We start from the raw sequence: 24,575 nt of genomic DNA, 5'->3' as shown, positions 1-24,575 counted from the left end.
CATCCACATACTATCGTTGGAATGTCTTTTTTAAATTTTTTTATTCCTCTTCGATTACAACTTGCTCACCTTCTAATGAAGGCTGTAATGTTAGGGGCTTGATTCCGACTTCTGCCCAAGCATGAAAAAGATTCTCTGCTTGATCTTTAGAGTACATAAATGCAATACCACAATCGCCTCCACCAGCACCTGATGGTTTCCCAGCACCACCTAACTGTTCAGCAAGGTCACATAATTTTGTCAGCATCGATGTTTCAATTGGTGTTTTAGCTTTTTGTCCTACGTGTGCTAATGCTTGTCTATTTTTTCTTACTCCGTCCATTAACATAGAAAGGTTCTCGCTATTCATTCCATCTAAAAATAGGCCGACCGCTTCTTTACTACTTTGTAGAAAATGTTCATATGCATCTGAATCACTTACTTTTAATAAACGAATCTGTTGGACAAGGTTCTTTGTTGATGCAGCAGTACCTGTCCAACCTACACAGACGTTTAGAAAATCAGGTATGCGAATATTTTCTGATTGATAATACTTCCACTCCATATCTACAACTTCAGATATCGTTGAAGCATTCTTATATGTATTCAATAACCAATCTGCTTGAAACGAACTATATTGTCGAAAACCACCATATGTGGAAGCTGCAATATCGGCACCAGATCCATTACCTTGTGTACAGACATGAGACAACGCCGCTAACCGAAAAATAATTTCCTTCGTTGCGTAACGTGGAGCAACAAAACGAAGAATTGCCGATACAACAGATGTTACAATAGCGGCACTTGACCCTAGACCGTATTTCACACCGGAAGCATCATCCAACTCACTTCGAGTAGACAAATGAAAAGAAGGGATTCCTATGCTTTTTTCTTCTAAATACGTACATGTAATGTAGATAGCATCCTTCACAAAAGAAAATCGCTCATCGTCCGATTCTATATTTACAGTTCCCGTTTGGTAAGACCAAGCAATATCATGTAACCCAAAGTCTTCTAGAGACAATGTATAATTTTCTGCGTCTGTTATGGTTGCATACACGTATCGATTAACTGCCATTACTGCAAGTTTTTGATAAGGTTCTAATACAGCGAACTCTCCAGCAATCATTAGTTTGCCTGGCACTTTAACGGTCAATTGTCTCTTACTCAACTTTTCCAACCCCTACAAATAGCTTATTCCTTTTCCTGGCTTACTAACGATTACATCCTCGACACCCATAATCTGTTCAAGTCTTTGCTTCACTTTCGACTCATCTTTTGGTAAATATAACACTTTAACATTTGGGCCAGCATCAATGGTAAAGTAAGCAGGAATTCCTTCTTCTCTCATCTGTTGTACATTTTGCATGACACGCATCGTTGTGTCTTGCCAATACGTAAAAGGAGGATTTGCGCCTAATGTTGTTGCATGCATTCTCATACAATTCGCTTCCGCAATACTTCCTGTCTTTTCAAAGTCTTTATCATGAATTGCCGTCTTTATTTCCTCTAAATCCTTCGGTGTTTGTTTTAACCAGCCATCATAGAAAGGAGATGTTTCCACAGTTCTTCTCATTCCATCTCGACTTGATACTTTCTTCTCCGTAGCAGAAAGGACTACAGCAGCTACACGGATGTCCCAATGATCCTTTGAAGCAATAGGTACTGCATAAGAATCAGAACCGTCTTCTTTTTCACCCATCTGCCATTCGACAAAGCCACCATAGATAGAGCGACACGCTGAGCCGGAACCTTGTCTTGTTAATATAGATAATTCCGTATCATTTAATTCTAACCCTATGGCTTTTGTGCTAGCTGCAGCTAATGCAGCAAAACCTGAAGCTGAGGATGCAAATCCTGCCGCAGTCGGAACATGGTTTAAAGAATGAATTCGAGCATACATTTCTTTACCCGCCATTGCTCTGACCTTATCTAAGAATCCTGTTACACGTTGGCTTGCTGCGTCTTCTACAAGCCTATCATTCAAGAAAAACTCATCGGAACTTAATTCTTCTTGAAAATGGACGGTCGTTACAGTAGAAAACCCATCTAACGTAAGAGATAGGTTACTATTTGTTGGTAATATAATTGGTTCATTTCGCTTTCCCCAATATTTTATCAATGCGATATTTGTATGCGCCTTTGCTGTTGCTTTCATTGAATTACTCCTTCAATCTTCTCGTTTAAGACTTACTTTGCTTCTTCAATACAAATGGCCAAACTGAATTAGCACCGAATTTACGAAGTTTATCAGCTAATTGTTTTGAGTGCACCTCATTTTGCGCTAATGCAATTATGCACCCACCATTTCCACCGCCAGTTAGCTTCGCACCTAAAGCTCCCTCTTCACGTGCAAGATGAATTAATTTGTTTAATCCGGCATCACTAACACCAAGAGCTTCAAGTTCTTTTTGCGCTTCATTCAGCAATTGTCCTAAAAATTGCTTACTTGCTTTTTCCAATGCGTCTTTTGCATGGTGTGTTAGCTCTCCGATTCGTTCTATCTTCGCGTGTATACGTTTTGGAGCCATTCTTAACAATTGGGCTACAGATTCAACCGAGGTTCTTGTATCCCCAACTCGACCAGAATCAGCGACAATAAAATGAAGATCTTCTCCAAGCTCGATATAATCAACCGGATGGTCCTTTTCAAACCATACAGGTAAATTAGATGTGATCGTAAGCGTGTCTAATCCGCTTGGATCACCGTGAGCATAGGTTTCTGCCACATTCGCTAGACGCAGTAGTTCTTCTGTCGTATAGGAACGATCTGCATAATCAAACAAAGAGCGTATCACAGATATCGCTACTGAAGCACTAGAACCAAGACCTTTTCCTGGTGGGATCGAGGAATTAATACGGATCAACAAGTCCTCATTAGGAATCTCAAGATATGCAAGTGTTTCATCAACACAATTAGCTATACCCTGAAGATAGTCAGGAGCATGATGTAATGGCCCATGATAAAAAGAGCTGTCCACTTTCACCGTACCAGGGACGTACTCAATAACGGTTTCTACACCTATTAAAGGAAATGGAATTGCAATCGCTGGTTGTCCGTGTACAACTGCGTGCTCTCCAATTAAAATAAGTTTACTATGAGCTACACCAATAGCTGTTTTCTCTGAGGCTGTTACTTTTTCTAAACTCATTGTTTATACTGTTCCACCAATTCTTTAGCTTTTCCGACACGGATTTCTTTTTGATCTATTAATTTCTTTGCTATCACATCAATCATCTCCCCTGAAGCCCCTCCAGCAATTGCAACAGAACGGGAATGAAGAGCCATATGCCCTTTTTGTATTCCGTCGGTTGCTAAAGCTTTCAAAGCACCGAGATTCTGCGCTAACCCAACAGAAACGATAACTTCCGCCAATTCAGCTGCAGATTCAATATTCATTATAGAAAGAGAGAGCTCAGCTAATGGGTGTACCCTCGTAGCTCCCCCTACAATTCCAACAGACATTGGTAATTCTATTTCACCAACTAAATTGCCTGCTTCATCTCTAGACCATCTAGTCATTGATCCATATTGACCGTCCTTGGCCGCATATGCATGAGCACCTGCTTCAACAGCACGCCAATCATTCCCCGTGGCTATCACAATTGGATCTATGCCGTTCATGATACCTTTGTTATGGGTCACAGCTCGATATGGATCAGAAGCTGCAAATTCATATGCATGTATAACACCGTCTCTAACTTCTTCACCAGTGAAATCACCAGTCGCTAAAAGATGAGGAGGAATAACACACTTGGCGCTTGCTAAACTTCGATCAGCGTAGTTAGACAAAATTCGAAGGTAAACTTTTCCGCCAGTTATTTCTTCAACAATAGGAGCGATGGCTTCTGCCATTGTGTTGATCATATTCGCCCCCATTGCATCGCAAGTATCGACATATATATGCATAACAAGCATTTGAGAGTATGTTGAATTTGCATCTTCATTTAAGATACGAACATCAAGATCTCTTGTCCCACCACCGCGCTTAACAATACTCGGATAGGCATCATTAGCCGCGTTCATTAAAGTATCTTTTTGATCAAGTAGATCTTGCTTTGCTTCATGAAAGTTAGAACATCCTACTACTTGTATCTGCCCTATCATTAATCTTTCCCTAGACTCCGCTTCAAATCCACCAGCACTTCTAACAATTTTTGCTATATGACTGGCAGACGCTACGACAGAAGCTTCTTCAATTGCCATAGGTACGGTATACTCGTTCCCGTTTATGACAAAGTTCAACCCCATACCTAACGGGAGTTCAAATGTTCCAATAACATTCTCTATCATGTTATCCGCTTTGTCTAAAGAAAGTGACGGATTATCTGTCAGGTTGCTCATCTGCTCATCTGTTAGATCATAATTATCCTTTAATAATTTACGTCTTTGATCTACAGACATATTATAAAAACCTGGAATTCTAGAAGATTTCATTCCTCGCTCATCCTTTAATCTGTTGAAATTCATTGAACTAAATATTTTAATGGATCGTTTCCCAATTTAAACTACGTAAATTATAACACGAATTATAATGACTTTTCATTTAGAAGTTCCCAGATTTGGTAAGTAATGAACTTTCCATTTTTTCCTTATCTTCTGTAAAGTATTTTTACACTGTTTTTCTCTATATGAAAAAAACAAACAGGTCCGACTAATCGTTCCTGTTTGTTCCTTGTGATGAGCCATGAAGGATTCGAACCTTCGACCCTCTGATTAAAAGTCAGATGCTCTACCGACTGAGCTAATGGCTCGTATTAAATGAGTCTTTCATTATTATACGTTTATAAAAAAGACATAAAAAAAAGACCTTGAATAAAGTATGGCTGGGCCACTAGGATTCGAACCTAGGGTACACGGGATCAAAACCCGATGCCTTACCGCTTGGCTATGGCCCAACAACAAAAAATGGTGGAGGGGGGCAGATTCGAACTGCCGAACCCGAGGGAGCGGATTTACAGTCCGCCGCGTTTAGCCACTTCGCTACCCCTCCGTAGATATTGTTAACCATAATAAAAAGATTATACAATTAAAATTATGAGTGGTGCCGGCCAGAGGACTTGAACCCCCAACCTACTGATTACAAGTCAGTTGCTCTACCAGTTGAGCTAGGCCGGCAATATAATATTATAGCATCTTAGTTATTTCGATGAGTTAATCAAAAGATCAAAAGAATGCTCGTCGTGTTGCAAGATTACTCAGTGATGCAGCACATCATTGATCAATTTAAGTAATGACCCCTGCATCTAATAGCTTACTCAAAGCGGTTTGTGCTTCGGGGTTACTCGACGCTAACTCGGCAGAAGATTCGCTCGTTGCTCTACCAGTTGAGCTAGGCCGGCAATATGAAAAATATAATGCAAAAAACATGGTATCAAACTTCACTTTATCTTGCAAGAATATATATCAATCATTAAATAAAAATCAATGGTGGAGGATGCAGGGCTCGAACCTGCGACCCCCTGCTTGTAAGGCAGGTGCTCTCCCAGCTGAGCTAATCCTCCATATGATTGGTGACCCGTACGGGATTCGAACCCGTGTTACCGCCGTGAAAGGGCGGTGTCTTAACCGCTTGACCAACGGGCCATGATGCTTTTCGACACGCTTTTGAAAGTATGTCTCGCAAACTGACGAATTTTATTATATCGAGGATCCCCCTGTTTGTAAAGAGTAATTTGAAATTTTTTTTGGTTTTTTTTATTTTTCTTATAAACCGCTTCATTACTGGAATAATCACACTTTTCAGCTTCCTTACCAACCTCAAATTTATCGTTTTTATGTTTTGGTTTCATTACCAGGTACTAATAAGTTATAATAAATAAATAATGAATCATTTGGAGGTAAATTATGACGAAACTATTAGAAGGTAAAAATATTGTAGTTATGGGTGTTGCAAATGAACGTAGTATCGCTTGGGGAATAACGAAATCTTTACACAATGCTGGCGCTAATTTAATTTTTACAAATAGACAAGAACGTTCTTATCAAAAACTAGTGAAACTATTAGATAAACATGAAATACAAGCTAAATTAATTGTATCTTGCGATGTAGCTGACGATGAAAGTATCCAACAAGCTTTCAATGAAATCGGAGAAAAAGTAGGCGTTATTCACGGTGTTGTTCATTCTGTTGCGTTCGCAAACCGAGATGAACTACAAGGAGAATATGCAAATACATCAAGAGATGGGTTCTTACTTGCACAAGAAATCAGTGCGTACTCTTTAGTCGCTGTTACAAAAGCTGCTAAAGAACTAATGACAGAAGGTGGAGGAATCGTAACACAGACTTATCTAGGGGCAGAACGAGTTATTCCTGGATATAATGTCATGGGAGTTGCAAAAGCATCTTTAGAAGCAAGTGTCCGCTACCTAGCTGAAGACATGGGTAAATACGGTATCCGAGTTAACGCAGTTTCTGCCGGACCAATTCGTACACTTTCTGCAAAAGGAGTCTCTAACTTTAATGAAAAAGCAAATGTTATAGTAGAAAAAGCTCCACTACGTAGAAATGTAGATCAAGATGAAGTTGGCGACGCAACGCTATTTTTAGTTAGTGAAATGGCTCGTGGGATCACTGGGGAAGTTCTTCATGTGGATTCAGGCTTTCATATCATAGGTGGATAGTTCAGCAGAAAGTTGTAAAATCAAATTTTAAAAAAACACTTTAGACATATATAGAACGCATATCCAACGGATGGCGAGTAGGGCCCCAGATGTTCATACATCTGGGGCCTCACCTATACCTTCTTGCTACCGGACAAAAAGAAAGACCGCGAAAGCAGAAAATCGACTTAAGGTTTTCAAGGAGTCTTCATTTAGTATGCTCCCCCTAATGATCACCCTTTTTTACCCCCCAGCTTGTTATACTCCGCTTTTTCTTTATAAGATGTTTATCATTATACATATCGGGAACATCTATTTATGTACACAATCTCAAGACAAAGGAGCTTGTAACGATATGTATAACAATGTAAAACACTTTATAAATGGCGAGTGGGTAGAATCCACTGGTAATGAAACAATTGACGTTATAAATCCAGCAACAGAAGAAAAAATGGGTACGATAAGCGCAGGTACAGAAGAAGATTTAGATAAAGCTGTACAAGCTGCAAGAAAAGCGTTCCCTTCTTTCTCTAATACAACTCGGGAAGAAAGAGTGAAATTATTAGATCGTATTGCAGATGAATATGAAAAACGCAAAGACGATTTTATAAAAGTGATTACGCAAGAACTAGGTTCACCAGTGACGTTTACTGAAAAGACGCAATACGAAATGGGCCTACGTCACTTCCGTGAAACTGCAAAAATACTTCGCGATTTTGAATTCACCGAACAACGCGAAGGATCATTTATTCAAAAAGATGCCATTGGCGTTTCTGGTTTAATTACACCTTGGAACTTCCCAACAAATCAGTTATCGACCAAACTGGCTAGTGCAATTGCCGCTGGTAGTACGGTCATTTTAAAACCAGCTTCCCAAACTCCATATGCAGCAATGCTAGTTGCAGAAGTATTTGAAGCAGCTGGAGTACCAAAAGGTGTATTTAACTTAGTCAATGGTTCTGGTAGTAAAATCGGGAATGCAATTAGTTCCCATCCAGATATCGATTTTGTTTCCTTCACTGGTTCTGGTGGAGTTGGCACAAAAATCATGGAAAATGCAGCTCAAGATATTACCAAAGTATCACTTGAATTAGGTGGTAAATCACCAATTATTATATTAGATGATGCAGATGTGAAATATGCAGCAAGAAATGCAATTACAAATATCGCAGCGAATACTGGACAAGTTTGTACAGCAGGAACACGCGCACTCGTACCTGCTTCCATGCACGATGAGTTCATTGAAGCAATTAAAGAATTATTACCGGAATTCCCTGTTGGTGACCCTCAAGATAAAAACACCTTTACCGGTCCACAGGTTTCCGAAGAACAATGGAACACCGTTCAGGATTATATCCAAAAAGGAATCGATAGTGGAGCAACCTTAGTAGCAGGCGGCACTGGTAAACCAGATGGTTTAGAAACTGGTTTTTATTCTAAACTTACGGTATTTACCGATGTAAATCGTGATGATACGATTGCACAAGAAGAGATTTTCGGACCAGTTTTATCTGTAATCACGTATAACGATTTAGATGAAGCAATCGAAATTGCAAATGACACAATATACGGACTTGCTGGATATGTAGTTGGCGAAAATCCAGAAACTTTAACAAAAGCAGCTAAAGGTATAAGAGCTGGACGAATTACAGTTAATGATGGTAAAGCAGACTTCTCTGCTCCATTCGGCGGATTTGGTCAATCTGGTATTGGCCGTGAATGGGGTGACTACGGAATTGAAGAATTCCTAGAGCCAAAAACAATTCTTGGCTTGCCTAACTAATATTACGTTAGAAAACCGGTAGATAATTTCTACCGGTTTTTTTATATCTATCCATATTGTAAAATCTTAACCCTTCTTCTATCACATGATCTATGACCTTTGAACAGAATTGTACTTCTTCTATATAAAAGTTTGACCTTGACATATATCTTAAATAGGTGTAAATTTTAAATCGTAACAATTACGATTCGTAATCATTACGTATGTTTTCTAATGACTATTTTAATAATGATATGGAATATTAACTTATGATTTCTTATTACAGATTGGGAGGTAACATTGTGAAACGTGTTCTATTTTTATTATTAGCGACCTTTATTTTTTTATCAGCATGTCAAAATGAAGATGCTGATAACGAGAATAATCAAGATACATTAACGATATCTACAACTATATTTGCTTTAGAAGATTTTATCTCAAAAATTGGCGGTGAATATGTAGATGTAGAAAGCATCTATCCACCGAACGCAGATGCGCATACATACGAACCAAGCTCTAGAGAATTGGTAGAATTAGCAGATCAAGATGCATTTCTATATTCCGGTGTTGGTATGGAACCCTTTGCTGAGAAAGCAGAGGAAATATTAGCAGATGAAGATGTTACTGTCGTTCCTTTAGGGGAAAATGTGCACTTACGAGGTGAACATAATCATGGAGATGAAGAATCTTCTCACGAACATGAAAGTGATGACCATGAGCATGATCATCATAATGAAAATTCATCTTCCATTCACATCGACGGTGTAAATGATCACTATCACTCAGGTGATACAGTTGAATTAGAAGCACATACGGATGAAAATACCGATGTTGACAACTGGAAATGGTATTCCCGTGCCGATTCTTCTGGAGAGTGGGCAGAAATCGATGGGCAATCATCCGCTCAATATAGTGGTACTCTTGATGAATCCGTGGAAGTAAAAGCCGTCTTATCTGATGACAATAATGAAGTTGTTGCAGAATCAGAGCCGGTTCAGCTTCTAATTGATAATCATGATGGTGAAAGCGGAGTAGGAGATCCCCATGTATTTATTGACCCTGTATTAAGTATTCAACTAGCTGAAAATATTAAAAACACCTTAATTGACTTACAACCCGAACAAGAAGAATATTTCACTGCAAATTTTGAGGAAGTAAAAAGTCAATTAGAGCAAGTTGATCAAGACTTACAACAAACATTTGACAATGCAGATCTTAATCACTTAATTGTTTCACATGCTGCATATGGATATTGGGAAGAACGATATGGTTTGGAACAAATAAGCATACATGGGCTGTCCCCAACACAAGAGCCTTCTCAATCCGAGTTGGTACAGATCATCAATGCCGCTGAAGAACATGGCTTACAATATGTAGCTTTCGAAAATAATGTAAGTAGTAAAGTAAGTGAAATTATTCAATCTGAAATTGGTGCAGATAGTATTACACTTAGAAATATGGAAACAATCACGCAAGAGGACATCGATAACGGTGAGGATTACTTTAGCTTAATGGAGAAAAATATCGAGGCATTAGAGAAAGCATTAACTAAATAATATAGAATAGACCCTGCAGGCTTACTGCGCAGGGTCTAATTTTTGTAAATCCATCTTTACTTCACTTGTAAACGTTGACCAGGTTGGATCGTATCACTGGTTAAACCATTTAAAGACTTAATTGCTTCTACAGTTGTTTCGTATTCTTGAGCAATCCCCCATAAAGTCTCTCCAGCTTGGACAATATGATACACCGGCCCTTGCTCAAAACCGTTACCGCTGACGATAAGAACTTGTCCAGGATAGATTGTATCATCGGTTAAACCATTTAGGTCTTTTAGTTCTTGTACAGTCATATCGAATGCTTGTGAAATACTCCATAGTGTATCTCCAGGTTGGACCGTATAGGTATCTTGTCCACCAGCAGACGGGAGATTAAATACACGAGCAATTCCATTGGCATGACCTAATGCAATGCGATTCAAATAAGCATCTGATTTTAATTTATTTGCATCTGCTACCGTATCAATAAAGCCGTTCTCTGTTAAGATAGATGGCATAGCAGACTCACGCAATACATGGAAATTCGCTTTTTTCTTCCCTCTATCTCTATAATCTACCTGCTTCATAATTTCTTCATGCATTACATTTCGATATTGCGCTATTGTTGAACTATCCGAAAGATTACTATGGATATAATCTTCATATCCTGTACCACCACCAGCATTAATATGAATCGATACAAAATAATCCGCTCCCCAATTATTTGCATCATTTGTACGTTGAGCTAAAGAAACAGCTGTATCTGTCGTTCTACTCATTCGAATGGAGTGTCCGCTATAATTGGTATTGAGGTAATTTCTCACCTTTAAGGCAATGGCTAACGTAACATTCTTTTCTTGAAGCCCATTTCCAACTGCACCTGGATCATTTCCACCATGTCCTGGATCTAAATAAATATTTACCATTAAAATCTCCCCTTTTTCATGAATTTTTATATAAAAAAGAAGCAATCATTTTTTGATCGCTTCTTTTTTAACCAGTTAAGTGGTGTTCCTTGAGGATATCTTTTTGCTTCCTACCTCGTAAGGTAATGTAGTTGTTTTTGAACCAAGACCATGTAGCAGCTCCAAACACTAATATAGTTGTAATGATTTCATACCAAATTGTTTCATTACCTGGGATCGGATTAAGATCAAACGTAACTAAAATTTGATTGATTAACGCAATAAACAATACGAGTGTTCGTGTAACAGTTGCTTTATCCATTCATATCACCCCACCTAAAATTTTGCTAAAAACAAAGCAATTGCTCCGCTAATTATTCCTGTAATAACTGCGGTAACAATTGCTTTTGTGATCATACGCCGAATCCATTTTGTATCATCCTGTATAGAAGCTAGAGTCGATTGTAGATTAACGATTTTTTCGTCTTGTTTAGCATCGTTCATTTGTAATTTATTAACATCATCTTTTAATTTTTTTATATCGTTTTCTATTTCCAATATATCTTGTTGCTTTTTACTCATAGGCTCCACCTCTTTATAAAGCATTCTTACCCCCTATCTTCATAAACTAACAGTTTGACGATGTTTATATCGCTTCTACTCTTTTATGGTAATTAACATTTATCTTAATTTAAATTTCCATATTCGAATATACCGGCAGGAATTTGCATCCGAATACCCGCCATATTGTTAACAGACAATATAGATTCCGTTACCGTAGATGTAACATAAATGGCAAAATTCATTGCGTAGGTATCACTCCATTGTCTAAATGTATTACCAGTTACTGTAATCCGATCGGAACCTGAAGTTATACGAATCCCTTGAAATGTAGAACCTTTTTCCAGATATCCTATGCCAATAAAGTTATTACAACTTATACTTACCGAATCACTGCCACTTACCCATACGCCATGCTCTCGCACATAATTAAAATTATTACTCGAAATAATTATTGCTCTATTTCCTGTAAAACACGTAATTCCATTTAATCTTATTGATCTAAACAAATTTCCACTAACTGTAACCATCCACGTTTCACTCAACGTTAGTCCGTTGCCAGAAATATTATTAAAAATATTATTATTAATTAATACCTCATCCAACAGTCGTAAATACACTGCTCTATTGTTGTAATTATTCACTGAATTACTTTGTATAGTTACTGCTCGAATCCTAGCAGTGGCATTACCGTCAGCACTAATTGCTGACGCATATCCACCACCACCATCAATTAAATTTCCTTTCACTGAAAATCTTTCACAATGATTACTTTTACCAGTATAATTACCATCTTCATCGTGACTATCTTCGTCATCTGCGTTATTTAAATCTAAACCTATACCTCCACCACAGTTATAGATTTTATTTCCTTCAATAAATACATCTCTCCAAGAGTAGGCTCTAAACGCCCACTGCAGACAATTATTAACTATATTATTTTTTATAATTACATTTTCATGCCATTTACCATAGGTAGCAGAATGCGAACCTACCGCTCTCCCCCATCCTCCCAATTGATTGGAGCGATCAAATAAGTTGTTTTCGATTATAATGTTCTTACATGGAGTATGATCATAACTCGATCCTCCCCAAGGAAAAACCCCTCGACTCTTTGCCAAATCTAATTGTATAGCTTCAGAGTATGTTCTGCTTCCATTTAGATCATCAAATCCTAAGAACCTACTGTTCCATACCATACCATTACAAATAGCGTTAAATTCAATTGCGTGACCTCCTCCATGGTTCAACAGAGAAACATCTTCTATAAGAATTCCCTTAGCATGAGCAAGAACAAAACTTGTTCCTCCAGTATAGTTAGGATAATTCGCATTCCATTCGCCGCCTTTAATCGTAATATTACTATTTCCACCGTACTCTTCCATTTCATCAGTGGATAACAAGTTCAGCAATATAGCTCCGTTGTGCTCTTTACTAAAATACACACCTTTTTGCGCATCGATAAAAGTATTACTATATATCCTCAAAGGTGCAGTAAGTCTGTAGTGGCCAGGAGGAAAAACAATTCTAATCCCTTCAGATGTTTTAGCATAATTTAATAGTTCTTGAATTCCCAATGTATCATCATTAATACCATCTCCAATGATGCTAGGGTGGCTAGTAGCAATAAAATAATTTCTTATTTCTTCCGCTGTACCTTTAATCTTTTCATATATTTCACTCAATAGAAGCAACCTCCTCATTAAATCCACTTATTTCTCCATTAAAAGCATTATATAAATAATAATGCATCTCGGCTTCTTTGCCCGATAATGACTCTTCATAATTATTTAGAGAATCAGCTATTGTAAGAATCGCCTCTTCTAAGTTAGGGTCGTTCAATATATAAAACTCTTCTAATAGATCTTTATATTGTTGATTAAATGCATTCATATCACTAATTAACACACTATCTGATTCACTCTTAATAATTTCTCCATCGTCATTTTTTTCTGCGTATTCTTTAATTAGAGTAAGTTCTTCTTCAGCAATTTTTTCGTTATGAGCAAGCATGGCATTTACTAGTCGCATACGATGTATATTTTGTTTACCTTTTAATGATAAATTATTCTGAAGAAATTCCGCTGTTCCTTTTAGATACTTATTCTGTATTCTTAACATCAAAATCAACTCCAAATATATTTTATTATAAAATCAATCTCACATTTTCTGATTTAATTCTTGAATTGCTTTTACACAGTACATTAATAAGCTATAAATATCTATAGCGGAGAAATCATTTGTAGCTACCTTAGGACTATGTTCGGCTATAAGTCCAATTTGTCTATTATTAAGAATATTATTTTCAATATCTTCTTTAAAATCATAATTAACTACATTAAGACCTTCAATAACTTTTAATGCATTGCCCTTAAACTCCTCAATATTAGTCTTATGCACAATACTGGAAGCTGTCTCAAACTTAGAAGCCTGTATTGGCCTATACCCAATCCCCTTGCCACTATTGTATCCATTATTATTTGTAACCCTAACTTTTCCGTCAGCACTTCCACTCGGTACCCCCAGATATAGATTGGTTGCATTTGTACGTAAACCACCAGCACTTAAATATCTTCCGGAACTTAAAGTTCCTCCCCCAGAACCATTAATATATGCAGTTTTTCCACTTGGATCTTTAAATGAGGATGCTCGAATTGGATAATAACTCGGGTTCCCATTATTGTAGAATAATTTATTCGTAACCCTGACTTCTCCATTGTCAGTACCACTTACTCCAAGATATAAATTCTGTCCAACATCATCAGGTACTCCAATAACTGCTGATCTCAAACTCGTTCCTGTTACTATTACAAGATTGTTAGGATCCAAATGTATACTTCCCTTATCAGTTCTTAATCCTATATTTCCTGCCATGGAATATAAAGTAAGTCCTGATTTAGACTTAGTGGGAGAATATTCAGCACTGTGAAATTCGATAAATCCAGATGCATCTTTATCGTCTCCATAAGCATCAGCATAAGTAGAAATCCCCCAGTCACTAAAATACAGTGACCAATTTTCTGTATCGTTACGCGCCCTAAAGTACCCATTTTCCAACCTTAATTTAATATCATGTGTTACCGTTGTATCTCTCCAAGTTCTCTGATGCTTACCTCTAGATTCTAATAAATTACCTTGAATTCTTGTATAATCATTACCGCTTCCACCCATAATTTGCACATTATTTGCATTCAATTCCCCTGATGTTATCTTTGTAGCAGATATATTAGCTATTTTTGCACTATCTATCGTTGCATTAGCTATTTTTGCATTTGTAATTGCACCATTTTCAATTTGGCCAGTACCAATTACAGCAGTACCGAGTTTTGCTCTTTCAATAGTTCCATTAGCAATATGAGCATTCTGGATAACCCCATTATTAATTAATGTGGTACCGTCAAGATGTATAAGATTACCTTTTATTTTTACTCCTTCTTGACTGAGGTTAATTTGTGAAACTATATTATCTACGTCTACTTTCAAATCAATTTCATTTGATAATTGACTAATAGTCGATTCTGCTTGATTCAATCGATTCTGATTATCAGCTACATCCAATTCAATACTAGATACTGTTGTTTCGATACCTTCTGCTAATTGCTGCACATCACTAATAGACTGCCTAAGAACGCCAGTCTCATTGTTAAATATAGTTTGCTCTACTCTATTTCGAATTTCTATTTCATTTTGTTCAATAAGTGAAAAGTGTTGCTCTAAATCTTGTACAACACCCTCATGATCTGTTTCATATCTCGTTAAACTCACTTTATTACTTATCATATTGTCAATGTCGGAAATCGTATAAACATCATTAATATTCACTTTATCCACTAGTTGACCTTCTACATATTCCAAGTCATTCGATAAGTTACTTACATTCGCCATTACTTCATCACGAGTTTGAGTAATTTCACTGTCTGTATATTGCTTTGCTTGTTGAGTAACAAGATTTTTAGCTTCTTGGGATATCTGTTCAAAACTTACTCCACCAGCTCCGATAATATCACTAATATTATGGAGTTCACGCATCCTTTCTGCTAGCCCTTCACCAAATAGTATATCTTCACTAATTACTCGATGCGTGATTGCTTCCGTTTGTTCTGACCAATCACTAGCAGTACCATGATGATTAATAGCCCGAACGTAATAGTACCATTTCTGATCTGTCTCAACTATATGAGAAAAGGCAGAAACACTCCCTTTCCACAATAAATGTTGAGAATCTGGTTCAAATTCTTTTACTTGTGAGCCATATACCTCATAAGCGTCAACATATATTTCATCTGTATAATCCCAATATATTTGAATAGTCTTAAATGCTCCATAAGCTTCCACATTCGTTGGAGGTGATGGTTTATTATCTGGATAGCTATCTTTGGATATCGTACCAACACTTTCCCACTTTTCTCGATTTCTGTCTATATCTTCAATAACTTTATCAATTCTGTCATCGTATAAGTTTAAAAATTGTCCCATTTCAATTTGAACCGTATTCGAAGGACTAATGACATCGTATTCCAAAGCAATGATTCTTGTTTGTATTTCAATTGGTCTTGCAAAATTACGATCAATACATATAGCGGTATCGCCCAATCGGATGGATTCATCAGCAGTGTCTACATTAAGTTGATAATTCACTTCTGGTTGTTGGACTAGAATTAATGCTTCCCATGTTTTTTCTAACAATTCTTCAGGATTTTCAATTTCAGTATCATTAAAAACACCTTGTCTATGCATTAATATACCATCTTTATCTAAACCGTACTCACTAAGAGCATGTGGGTCACCTACCCACTTTTGACCTATAGGTTTATCGACAGGATTACCTTTTTCAACTTTCCATTCTACATTAGAAAAGTCAATGATCTTCTCATCTACCGTTCCCCCTTGTCCATAAAGGGCAGTTTTCGGATAGCTAATAATGGTCCGATTCACATTGGTAGCATTATAGTCTATTTCGAACCTAAGCCCATTATCTTCACCTAGGCGATACTGAAATGATATATTTCTAGTAATCTTATTATTTTCATCAATACTTATAGTATCTTTAAATTCAATCCCCCATATATTAGCAATCATCAACATAGCTTCTAATGAAGATTGATATTCAATGTCTAAATTAGCAACAGTAGTGATAGAATGAACTTGGAACTGCCATCTTGTATCTTCAAAAACCTTTTCAAGCGCTACAGTAAGTGACTGATTTTTTAGATTCAACTTTTCTATAATATGTTCATTTAGTTCCATAATTGCAGAAGAACAAGTCGCAGTAGTAATGGAGACTCCCATTTCTGTAGTATCATCTATCTCTTTTATAGTAAATAAACGATAATCACCGTTCTGATCACGAAATACGACTTGATTTTCTTCTTTTATATATCTCGTTATGCCTTCGTTCGCTTCAACTTCAAATTGAAATGGTGTATCCGGAATTTTATTAACTTCCTCTCTGAAACGAGTTTGAAGTAAACCTGTATCTTCTGAAATAATAGTTTTTAAATGATCATTTTGATCAAAAATGAATAATTCACTCATAGACTCCCCCCCCTTTCTATGAATAATCTTTTTTATTATAAATTAATGTACAATCGTGGCTTGTAATAATTTCTGTATCTCCAGGTACTAATTGCTGAAAATGCGATTGTACACTAACAGTATTTCTTAAGTCGTGTTCACTATTCAGTAAGACTTTTCTTTTATCATATTCTATGGACAATTCATCTCCTTCAATAAATTCATAGTTTAAATAAAGATACAGTCCTTTACTTTCATTGAATGAAAAATAGCTAACATTCTCAGTAAAATTAACCTTTATTCCCCAAGATGTTGGCTCTATTGAATCAATAGAATATAAATCACTGCCCCGATTGATATCTATATCTACACGTTCAAAATATTTCGCTGGATCTGTACACAAGAAAATTAAACTTCCTTCTATGGAATTTGAATTCTCCTCTGGTATATCCGCTTCTTTAAATGTAGCAAGATAATAGGCATTTTCATCAGTAAATCTTAACTTTCTTTTTTGACCTTGCAGAATAGAATAGAGTTGTTTGATTTTATTGCGAAATCCTGAGTTTGTTTTATCTTCCAATAAAAAGCTTACAACTATTTCTCTTGGTTCGTATTTAAAATCTCCTTCTCTTAAACCATGCATTCCTAAAAACTCATTTGTTTCTATAGACTTTGAAGTCAGATTTCTTCCTGAAATAGAAGTAGTTATAAACCGTCCTTGTGTATCTGATAATAATTGATCTATATTCATGTTATTGAAAATGGTTTGTAGAGAAAAGGAGCCTATAAAAGGCTCCTCTCTAGGAGTTGTATCAGTAAATAAATACATATACTTTCCCCCTTTTTATACTCTTCTAGTTCGAAAAGCTTTTCTTTCTTGTACATTTGAGATATCTTCCACAAAGGATTGAAAATCGCTATTACCAATCCTTAGATTAATATACGCTGGTTGATTAGCTTGTTCGATATTCGATTGGACTGCTACACTTTGAGGATTAGAAAATTGATGTACATTATTTACTTCTCCCGCTAAATCCAAGTTAGGGCTCATCTCTGCATGAAATGCCTTTGTTGCACCGTTTGTTACATTTACCATTGCTTTACTTAGCTTACCTGACATTTGGTTGACTCCTACAATAAACCCTTCCATTGTGTCATCACCAATGCCCATAAATAACCTTGATGGAGATTTTATTCCTAAGAAACTTAATACACCGTTCACTGCATCTTTGGCTGCTTGAACCGCAGTACTAACCAAATCTTTCGCTTTATCTTTTATACCTGTAATCATTCCAGAAATAAGATCCTTACCTGCTGTTACAAACCTATCCGATGCTTCTTTCACACCTTCAATTGCTTTAAATACCATGTTTTTTCCAGCGGTAGCTAGTCCCGTTATTTTTTCAGCAATTCCGCTCAGCACTCGAGTAACTAGATCCCTTCCAATCGATAACACTTGAACAAGTAAACTACCAATACCTTTTAATAATGATAGTACGATTTGTATACCCGCACTTAGTAGTTGAGGTAGCATCGATAAAATTGAATTAGCTAATTGTATAATTAGTTGAATTCCCATACTAATTAAGGACGGAAGCACTTGTAATACACCTTGTATTAAAGACATTAACAACTGAATACCTGTTTGAATTAAACTTGGTAGTAATTGGACTACAGTATTAACAAGTGAAGTTATAAGCTGCATACCAACATTTAATAATTGTGGTATAACAGTCGTTATCCCGTTTATTAATGAGGTTAATATACTAATACCAGCTTGGATGATCATTGGTAAAGCCACTATTAAACCATTAATAATTGCATTTATTAATTGAATTCCCATATTTAAAATCATAGGGAGATATAAGATGATTGTTTCAGTAATAGTTGTTATTAACGTAATTATCGTCGTAATTAGTAATGGTAACATCATCACAATAGAATCAATAAGTGTTGTTACCACTCCTGAAAATACTTCAATCAGCAAAGGTATCATGGTGGTAAATGTATTTAAAATGGTTTGAATTAAGCTCATCACCATCTCTATTAATAGAGGCGCTTGCTGTAGCACTCCGTTAATAAAACCTTGTAAAAAACTAATTCCTGTTTCTAGCATAACTGGGAGCATGGTAGTTAAAGTAGTGACAATGGTAGAAATAATACCTGATATATCAATATTACTCATGGAATCGACCGTACCTGTAAATACCGACTGAATAGCTGCCCACGCAGAGTCAATTGCTCCTCGAACCGTTTCATTGGTTTGATATAATTGAAAAAGAACACCTATTAATCCAGCTATCACAGAAACAATTGTAAGAATAGGATTTGCTTTTAATACACCCCACAACTTCTTCCCAGTAGATTGAATCGAATTAAATGCATTAGGAATACTCTGAGCTACATCTTGCATCGACTGGATTGCGGCAGTAGTATTATCAACTGCACCAACCAATCCTGTAAACACACCTGCGAAACTTTGTACTGTGTCAGATTGTAGGTAATCCTGTAATTGCTTAAACGGACCAATTCCTCCACTGGCTGCACTTAAGTTATCAACAAGTACTTTTACTGAACTGCCAGTATCAATAAGTTGATTACCTAGGGTACCAACTTCGTTAGTCATATTTTTAAATTGGTTCACATAACTTTTCACTCCGGTAATTTCTAAATAATGATCTATAGATAAATTAACGGACATTTATTGCACCTCCTCTCTTTTATTAACTCTCTCAGCGACTACTGCCATTTTCTTTTGCTCAGTAGTAACATCTTTATGACTGATATCAACCTTTTCTAACCTTTTTTCATAATTAAAGAAATCACCAAAACCTTTATACACATATTCCTGTTTCGGGTTTTTGGAGGATCCTTTTGTTCTTTTGGCTTTAACTTGATGGTTTAACCATGCTTGAAGATGCATATCATACTCTTTATCCACTCTAGTTAAATAGTACGATCGCATCCTAAGTGTATATTCATACATCGTTAAACAATCAATATCGGCTAATGATGTAAAACCAAGGTATCGAAAACAGTTAATAATAATTGTTTCATACGTTTCTCTTGATGTTTCGCTTACTTGTTTTTTACCGCTTTTTCCTGAAAGTCTTTGAGTGTGTCTTTGACCATTACCGACTTTCCCAGTTCACCCAATAATTCAGTGAACAATGTAGACAAACCATCATGTATTTCTGCATATTCCTCAATAGCTGATTCAATTGTCGATTGTTTCGGAGTATTAGTGTGATGTGAAATCCCAGCTTTAATAACTTCTACTAAAACAGTAGGATTTTTTTGTACTAAATTGATATAAGCTAAATTCACTCCCATTCCAAATTCCAACCCTTGATAGTCAACTTTATAAACTTCATCTAGTTGTCTAATGAACTTTATACCAAATTTCAATACATACTCTTTATTATTAACTTTAAATTCCATACGAAATACCACCTTTTACAAGAATTTGAGAGCACATATTGTGCCCTCAATTATTTTTTACTCATTTACGGATCCTTCTTCTACTACAGTATCTTGAAATACGTACTGAACTGCTTCTTCTTGTTCAGTAGTTAATGTTGCCATTCCAACTTGAGGCTCTAGTTCTACAATGAAGTTACTCGATACTGTTGCTTGTTCTTCAGCATTGGCAGCACTCTCCCACGAATCTAAGTATCCTTGAGCATATACAGCTGGATATTTATCTCCCTCTTTTAAAGATTCATCTACTGTTACTTCCCACAACTCAATTTTTTCACCTTTCTTCACTGCACTTTCTAACATTTCGCGTACTGGATCATCTTTAGACTGAATTGCTTCAATACTCACCTCAGACTCAAGCTCCCCAACTTTTACAATCGTTCCATCTTTTGTGATAATACGATCAAGCGCTCGGGAATACGAAAATGTATGTTCAGTTTGGAACACTAGCTTTGCAGCCTCATTTGTACTTTCATTTAGTAAACGAAATAATAATACCTTGTTTTTTCCTTGTAACATCTCTGCCATTTAAAATTCCTCCTATAAGTATCTAATTTTGAAGAGCAAATCATTTTTTTATTTCCCCTTCATCCTATAGGTGGGCTTGTATGTCTTTCGTACGACAAGCGACTTTCTTTTTCGCTCGTTGAATAAATTGTTGTACCGAAGACTTCCCAATATTAAGTTCCTCTGATATCTCCCCCATACTCCATCCTTGCGCCATATGCAACAGATAGCACTGCCTTTCTCGTGGAGATAGCACCAATAAAATTTCCGTAATCATCACTTTCTCATTTTCCGTAAGCTTTCTCTCTGTTGGTTCTATTTCTAATGATGGTAATAAATCCATGTCGTAAATTACCCTTCGTTGATACGCGGAGCGTTTATCTATGCCCCCATAGCTGTCCGGTTCACGACCGATATGCATCCAATTCATGGCATAGGACATATCCTTGATCATTTCATCAAGTACGTTGATATCCTTTTGATCCATTTCAATTTCTGGATCTAATTCTTTCTTCATGTTCTCCAATGCTTTCTTTCCATGTTCGTACTCTGCTAATAAACTATCTATCCAATTCTTATTTTCATGTTTTTTCCTCATGATAATAATCCCTCCTTTAAAATGAAAAAGGACATGAGCAACGTTAGTAACGTTAACTCATGTCCTCCAGTTAGCTGGTAGCACAACTTACTATTTAAATTCTTCTCCCTCATCAAAACGAACACGTTTCACCTGTCCTTGATGGGTAATGATCTTTGTCTCTCCATGATCCGGTAAATACGACATCTTTGTTTTGCCATTTGAATAGACAATAATAAAAGGCTTGTCCTCTTCTTTAGTGGAATAAGGCAATTGATCTTCTCGAATGAGGATATCTTTTAATCGCATGTTTATCCTCCCTTCGTTATTTCTGTTTTAGAAATTATAAATTCATAGTACATTTCTATATTAAAAATGTCAACAACTAAATTTCTAAATAAGAAACAAATTAGCTGTTTTTTATGTGTTATGATATAATTATTTCCAAATCAGAAAGTATAGGTGGTATAAAATAATGGGTATCGGAGATCGTATCATTCAATTACGCGAAGCAAAACAATGGAGCCAAAAAGAATTAGCAAAAATCGCTCAAATCAATGTTAGTGTAATGAATCGAATTGAAGCAGGAGATAGACCAGTTCGCGGAGAAGAGCTAAGTCAGTTTGCCTCTATTTTTGAAGTGTCTACTGACTTCTTATTAGGTCGAACAGATGAAGTTGAACGAAACACTGTCGATGAAAAGCAGCATTTCCTTGAAAAAATTCAAGAAGATTTCCCAGAAGCTGATTTAATGTTTAATGATTTAGCTAGCTTTTCCTCGGAAGATATCCAAGATGTTTATGACTACATCAAATTTAAAAAGAGTCAAAAGAGAAAATAACGTATACGCCTCTATTGCAATTTTCCCGGAAGGACTTTATACTATAATTACCAAATTCAGGTAATACTTGAAAGGTGCCAAAAGAAAAAGCACCTTTTTTTATACCATAAAACAGAACATACGTTCTCTAATTGGAGGTAATCATGCATTACTCACACCTAGAAGATTATATTCAGCACCTTTATAAATCAATCAAAATATCTTCTCCTTCTCAGTTAAATATGATCACTATCGCAGAGCGTTTAGGTATTCAAGTAAGTTATGGAAACGTTTCTTTTCGATTTAATGATGAAATTATTCTTCGTAGAGGTACGAAGGAACAACAATGGCAAGAATTTGGTCATGAGGTGTGTCATTACTTAAGACATTGTGGGAATCAGTTATCCATGCACCCTTTGTTTTTCGAACTCCAAGAACATCAAGCAAATAATTTTTCTTATCATTTTTGTATACCGACATTTATGTTACAACATCAAAAAAACATGAATGCTTTATCAATAGCAAAAACATTCACCGTTACAGAGCCATTTGCTTCAAAACGACTAGAGATTTATCAACAAAATCATATTTACGGTGATAATAACCATCTAAAACAACAGTAGATCAGATAAGCAAAATTTTTCAAATAAATTCTAATAATTTATAGAAATAATTGAATTCATTTGATATTGTGAATGTTAGTAACTGAACAGAAAGAGAGGTGCCAATAGTACTAGTTAGATACTATATATTTTTTTAGGAGTGATTTGATGGAATCTATGTTAATCATTACGATTTTGTTAGCATTACTAGGTTTAGCAATCATTGGAGGTATTGTGTGGTTTGTTTATATGAAACTTCGCTATAAGACTGTTCCTTCAAATGTTGCTTTAATTATTACAGGTCCAAAGCTCGGAGACCCAGAAAAAGAAAGAAACATCTTTCAAGATGATGAAGGTAGATATATGAAAGTCATTCGTGGTGGTGGACACCGCCTAAGAATGTTCCAAACATCTACACCAGTACCTTTAACAGCATTTCAATTACAAATAACCAGCCCAACCGTACATACATTAAAAGGAGTTCCTATTGAAGCAGAGGCTGTAGCTATGTTAAAAGTAGCAGATTCTTTAGAAGGTATAGCCAGATATGCAGAACAATTTCTAGGTAAAGACCAAGATGAAATCGATGAGGAAATTACAGAAGTTCTCGCTGCAAACTTGAGAGCTATTCTAGCGAAGTTAACGGTGGAAGATATTAATAATGATCGAGAGAGCTTTAACCAACAAGTTACGGAAATCGCCCAAAAGCAATTAGATGATATGGGATTCCGTATCACTAGTTTAGGCTTAACTGATTTACGTGATGTAGATAACAGTGACTACTTAACTAACTTAGGTAGACCGGAAACGGCACAAATTAGAAAGCATGCAGAAATCGCAGAAGCTACCAATAGAAGAGAAACAGAAATTCATAAGGCGCAAATGAATGAACAGGTGGAAATTGAACGTTACGAAAAAGAAATCAGTATCTCTGAATCTCGAAAGGCTAAAGAACTTACTGATACGAGAATTAAAGCTGAAACAGATAGAGAGCGTGCGAAAACAGAAGCTGCTTACTCCTTAGAACAAGCAGAGCGCTCCCTAGAAGTTGAGAATGAACGACTTAAAGTTGATCGTCAGAAAAAACAAGAAGAATTAGACATACAATTATTAGAGAGACAACGTAAAGTAGATTTAGAACAAAAAGAAGTAGAAGTACGTAGAGCTGCTGCTGAAGCAGATTACTATGAAGAAGTAAAACGTGCGGAAGCTGCTGCTGAAGCGAAAAAACGTGCAGGGGAAGCAGATGCAGAAGTTATTGCCAAGAAGAGCCAAGCTGAAGTGCAAGCTATACGAGAGCGCGCGAAAGCAATTGATGAACATAAAGAAGTTATGTTACTTGAAATGGTTATTGAAATGCTTCCAGAATTTGCTCGTGCAGTATCAGAGCCAATTTCTAATGTGGACTCTATCCGCATATTAGACAATGGTGATGGTAAAGGTATGGACCGTATTCCAAATTCTGTTACATCAATGATGACCAATATGCAAGATAGCTTAAAACAAATGACAGGATTGGATCTAAATGCGATGTTGAATCGTATTACAGGTGGAAATAATACAAATGATACTGAAGCTCCAATACAAACTTTAGCATCAAAAATTAATCATCAACCAGATAATGAAGCTGCAGCCGTAGATGAATCCAATAATGCAGAAGGTAATACAACAGAAGAGAAGAACGAAAGTAATAATGAAGAAGCATAAAAGGATATAGTTGAACAAA

At 36.3% G+C, this 24,575-nt stretch carries 24 protein-coding genes and 6 tRNA genes; 6 read left to right on the top strand and 24 right to left on the bottom strand.

Going from position 1 to position 24,575, the window contains the following annotated elements; translation table 11 throughout:
• Positions 1-40: 40 nt before the first annotated feature.
• The 11 genes from OB_RS01365 to OB_RS18020 all read right to left on the bottom strand — a co-directional run bounded on the left by OB_RS01365 (position 41) and on the right by OB_RS18020 (position 5,772).
• Positions 41-1,150 (bottom strand): phosphomevalonate kinase, encoded by a 1,110-nt coding sequence (locus tag OB_RS01365; RefSeq protein ID WP_011064628.1) that lies wholly within the window; start codon positions 1,148-1,150, stop codon positions 41-43.
• A gap of 12 nt (positions 1,151-1,162) precedes the next feature.
• On the bottom strand, positions 1,163-2,137 hold the full coding sequence (gene mvaD / locus OB_RS01360; RefSeq protein WP_011064627.1) for a diphosphomevalonate decarboxylase: 975 nt from the start codon (positions 2,135-2,137) through the stop codon (positions 1,163-1,165).
• Positions 2,138-2,162: 25 nt separating this feature from the next.
• Positions 2,163-3,131, bottom strand: a complete 969-nt coding sequence (gene mvk, locus OB_RS01355) for a mevalonate kinase (RefSeq protein ID WP_011064626.1) — start codon at positions 3,129-3,131, stop codon at positions 2,163-2,165.
• Entirely contained in the window at positions 3,128-4,417 is a 1,290-nt protein-coding gene (locus OB_RS01350; protein ID WP_011064625.1) for a hydroxymethylglutaryl-CoA reductase, degradative, read from the bottom strand. Before OB_RS01350 ends, mvk begins: the two co-directional genes overlap by 4 nt.
• Positions 4,418-4,661: 244 nt before the next feature.
• Positions 4,662-4,734 (bottom strand) — tRNA-Lys (locus OB_RS01345).
• Positions 4,735-4,803: 69 nt separating this feature from the next.
• Positions 4,804-4,878, bottom strand: a tRNA-Gln gene (locus tag OB_RS01340).
• A gap of 11 nt (positions 4,879-4,889) precedes the next feature.
• Positions 4,890-4,973: transfer RNA gene (locus OB_RS01335), tRNA-Tyr, on the bottom strand.
• Positions 4,974-5,022: 49 nt separating this feature from the next.
• Positions 5,023-5,098 (bottom strand) — tRNA-Thr (locus OB_RS01330).
• Between the two features lie 310 nt (positions 5,099-5,408).
• Positions 5,409-5,484 (bottom strand) — tRNA-Val (locus tag OB_RS01325).
• 7 nt (positions 5,485-5,491) lie between these two features.
• A tRNA-Glu gene (locus OB_RS01320) sits at positions 5,492-5,566 on the bottom strand.
• Positions 5,545-5,772, bottom strand: coding sequence for a hypothetical protein (locus tag OB_RS18020; protein ID WP_081427484.1), 228 nt, complete (start codon positions 5,770-5,772; stop codon positions 5,545-5,547). The genes OB_RS01320 and OB_RS18020 overlap by 22 nt, the downstream gene beginning before the upstream one ends.
• A 55-nt stretch (positions 5,773-5,827) precedes the next feature.
• On the opposite strand from OB_RS18020, the gene fabI reads away from it, so the two are divergent.
• The 3 genes from fabI to OB_RS01300 all read left to right on the top strand — a co-directional run bounded on the left by fabI (position 5,828) and on the right by OB_RS01300 (position 9,901).
• Complete coding sequence (gene fabI, locus OB_RS01310; protein WP_011064624.1) at positions 5,828-6,604, top strand: enoyl-ACP reductase FabI; 777 nt, start codon at positions 5,828-5,830, stop codon at positions 6,602-6,604.
• Positions 6,605-6,938: 334 nt separating this feature from the next.
• Complete coding sequence (locus tag OB_RS01305) at positions 6,939-8,366, top strand: aldehyde dehydrogenase family protein (protein WP_041544068.1); 1,428 nt, start codon at positions 6,939-6,941, stop codon at positions 8,364-8,366.
• Positions 8,367-8,647: 281 nt separating this feature from the next.
• Entirely contained in the window at positions 8,648-9,901 is a 1,254-nt protein-coding gene (locus OB_RS01300) for a metal ABC transporter solute-binding protein, Zn/Mn family (RefSeq protein WP_011064622.1), read from the top strand.
• 56 nt (positions 9,902-9,957) lie between these two features.
• Here OB_RS01300 and OB_RS01295 read toward each other — a convergent pair whose 3' ends face one another.
• From OB_RS01295 to OB_RS01235, 13 genes are all read right to left on the bottom strand, one after another.
• Entirely contained in the window at positions 9,958-10,809 is an 852-nt protein-coding gene (locus tag OB_RS01295; protein ID WP_011064621.1) for an N-acetylmuramoyl-L-alanine amidase family protein, read from the bottom strand.
• Positions 10,810-10,876: 67 nt separating this feature from the next.
• The gene (locus OB_RS01290) at positions 10,877-11,110 is read right to left on the bottom strand and encodes a phage holin (RefSeq protein ID WP_011064620.1); all 234 of its coding nucleotides are present in this window, start codon (positions 11,108-11,110) and stop codon (positions 10,877-10,879) included.
• Positions 11,111-11,124: 14 nt separating this feature from the next.
• Positions 11,125-11,370 (bottom strand): hemolysin XhlA family protein, encoded by a 246-nt coding sequence (locus tag OB_RS01285; RefSeq protein WP_231846978.1) that lies wholly within the window; start codon positions 11,368-11,370, stop codon positions 11,125-11,127.
• Positions 11,371-11,474: 104 nt separating this feature from the next.
• Positions 11,475-13,034: a right-handed parallel beta-helix repeat-containing protein gene (locus OB_RS01280; RefSeq protein WP_011064618.1), complete on the bottom strand. Its 1,560-nt coding sequence runs from the start codon at positions 13,032-13,034 to the stop codon at positions 11,475-11,477.
• Positions 13,027-13,470 (bottom strand): hypothetical protein, encoded by a 444-nt coding sequence (locus OB_RS01275; protein WP_011064617.1) that lies wholly within the window; start codon positions 13,468-13,470, stop codon positions 13,027-13,029. Before OB_RS01275 ends, OB_RS01280 begins: the two co-directional genes overlap by 8 nt.
• Before the next feature lie 39 nt (positions 13,471-13,509).
• Entirely contained in the window at positions 13,510-16,884 is a 3,375-nt protein-coding gene (locus tag OB_RS01270) for a phage tail protein (protein WP_011064616.1), read from the bottom strand.
• 16 nt (positions 16,885-16,900) lie between these two features.
• Positions 16,901-17,692, bottom strand: coding sequence for a distal tail protein Dit (locus OB_RS01265; protein WP_011064615.1), 792 nt, complete (start codon positions 17,690-17,692; stop codon positions 16,901-16,903).
• Between the two features lie 15 nt (positions 17,693-17,707).
• Complete coding sequence (locus OB_RS01260) at positions 17,708-19,564, bottom strand: phage tail protein (RefSeq protein ID WP_011064614.1); 1,857 nt, start codon at positions 19,562-19,564, stop codon at positions 17,708-17,710.
• Positions 19,565-19,804 (bottom strand): hypothetical protein, encoded by a 240-nt coding sequence (locus OB_RS01255; RefSeq protein ID WP_231846977.1) that lies wholly within the window; start codon positions 19,802-19,804, stop codon positions 19,565-19,567. It abuts the gene before it with no gap.
• Between the two features lie 137 nt (positions 19,805-19,941).
• Positions 19,942-20,304, bottom strand: coding sequence for a tail assembly chaperone (locus OB_RS01250; RefSeq protein WP_011064612.1), 363 nt, complete (start codon positions 20,302-20,304; stop codon positions 19,942-19,944).
• 57 nt (positions 20,305-20,361) lie between these two features.
• Positions 20,362-20,871 carry a phage major tail protein, TP901-1 family gene (locus tag OB_RS01245; protein WP_011064611.1) on the bottom strand — a complete coding sequence of 170 codons (510 nt, stop codon included), beginning with the start codon at positions 20,869-20,871 and terminating at the stop codon, positions 20,362-20,364.
• 64 nt (positions 20,872-20,935) lie between these two features.
• Positions 20,936-21,448 carry a sigma factor-like helix-turn-helix DNA-binding protein gene (locus OB_RS01240; protein ID WP_011064610.1) on the bottom strand — a complete coding sequence of 171 codons (513 nt, stop codon included), beginning with the start codon at positions 21,446-21,448 and terminating at the stop codon, positions 20,936-20,938.
• 90 nt (positions 21,449-21,538) lie between these two features.
• Positions 21,539-21,736, bottom strand: a complete 198-nt coding sequence (locus OB_RS01235; RefSeq protein WP_011064609.1) for an XtrA/YqaO family protein — start codon at positions 21,734-21,736, stop codon at positions 21,539-21,541.
• A gap of 166 nt (positions 21,737-21,902) precedes the next feature.
• Between OB_RS01235 and OB_RS01230 the strand changes: the two genes are divergently transcribed.
• The 3 genes from OB_RS01230 to OB_RS01220 all read left to right on the top strand — a co-directional run bounded on the left by OB_RS01230 (position 21,903) and on the right by OB_RS01220 (position 24,556).
• Positions 21,903-22,268 (top strand): helix-turn-helix domain-containing protein, encoded by a 366-nt coding sequence (locus OB_RS01230; protein ID WP_011064608.1) that lies wholly within the window; start codon positions 21,903-21,905, stop codon positions 22,266-22,268.
• Positions 22,269-22,411: 143 nt separating this feature from the next.
• Positions 22,412-22,870 (top strand): ImmA/IrrE family metallo-endopeptidase, encoded by a 459-nt coding sequence (locus OB_RS01225; RefSeq protein ID WP_011064607.1) that lies wholly within the window; start codon positions 22,412-22,414, stop codon positions 22,868-22,870.
• A gap of 147 nt (positions 22,871-23,017) precedes the next feature.
• Positions 23,018-24,556, top strand: a complete 1,539-nt coding sequence (locus OB_RS01220) for a flotillin family protein (protein WP_011064606.1) — start codon at positions 23,018-23,020, stop codon at positions 24,554-24,556.
• Positions 24,557-24,575 lie beyond the last annotated feature (19 nt).

Origin of the sequence: Oceanobacillus iheyensis HTE831 (genome assembly GCF_000011245.1) — a bacterium.
Taxonomy (GTDB): Bacteria; Bacillota; Bacilli; order Bacillales; family Amphibacillaceae; genus Oceanobacillus; species Oceanobacillus iheyensis.
The sequence above is the reverse complement of the archived record's forward strand: the minus strand, read 5'-3'. Positions and strand labels throughout refer to the sequence as shown.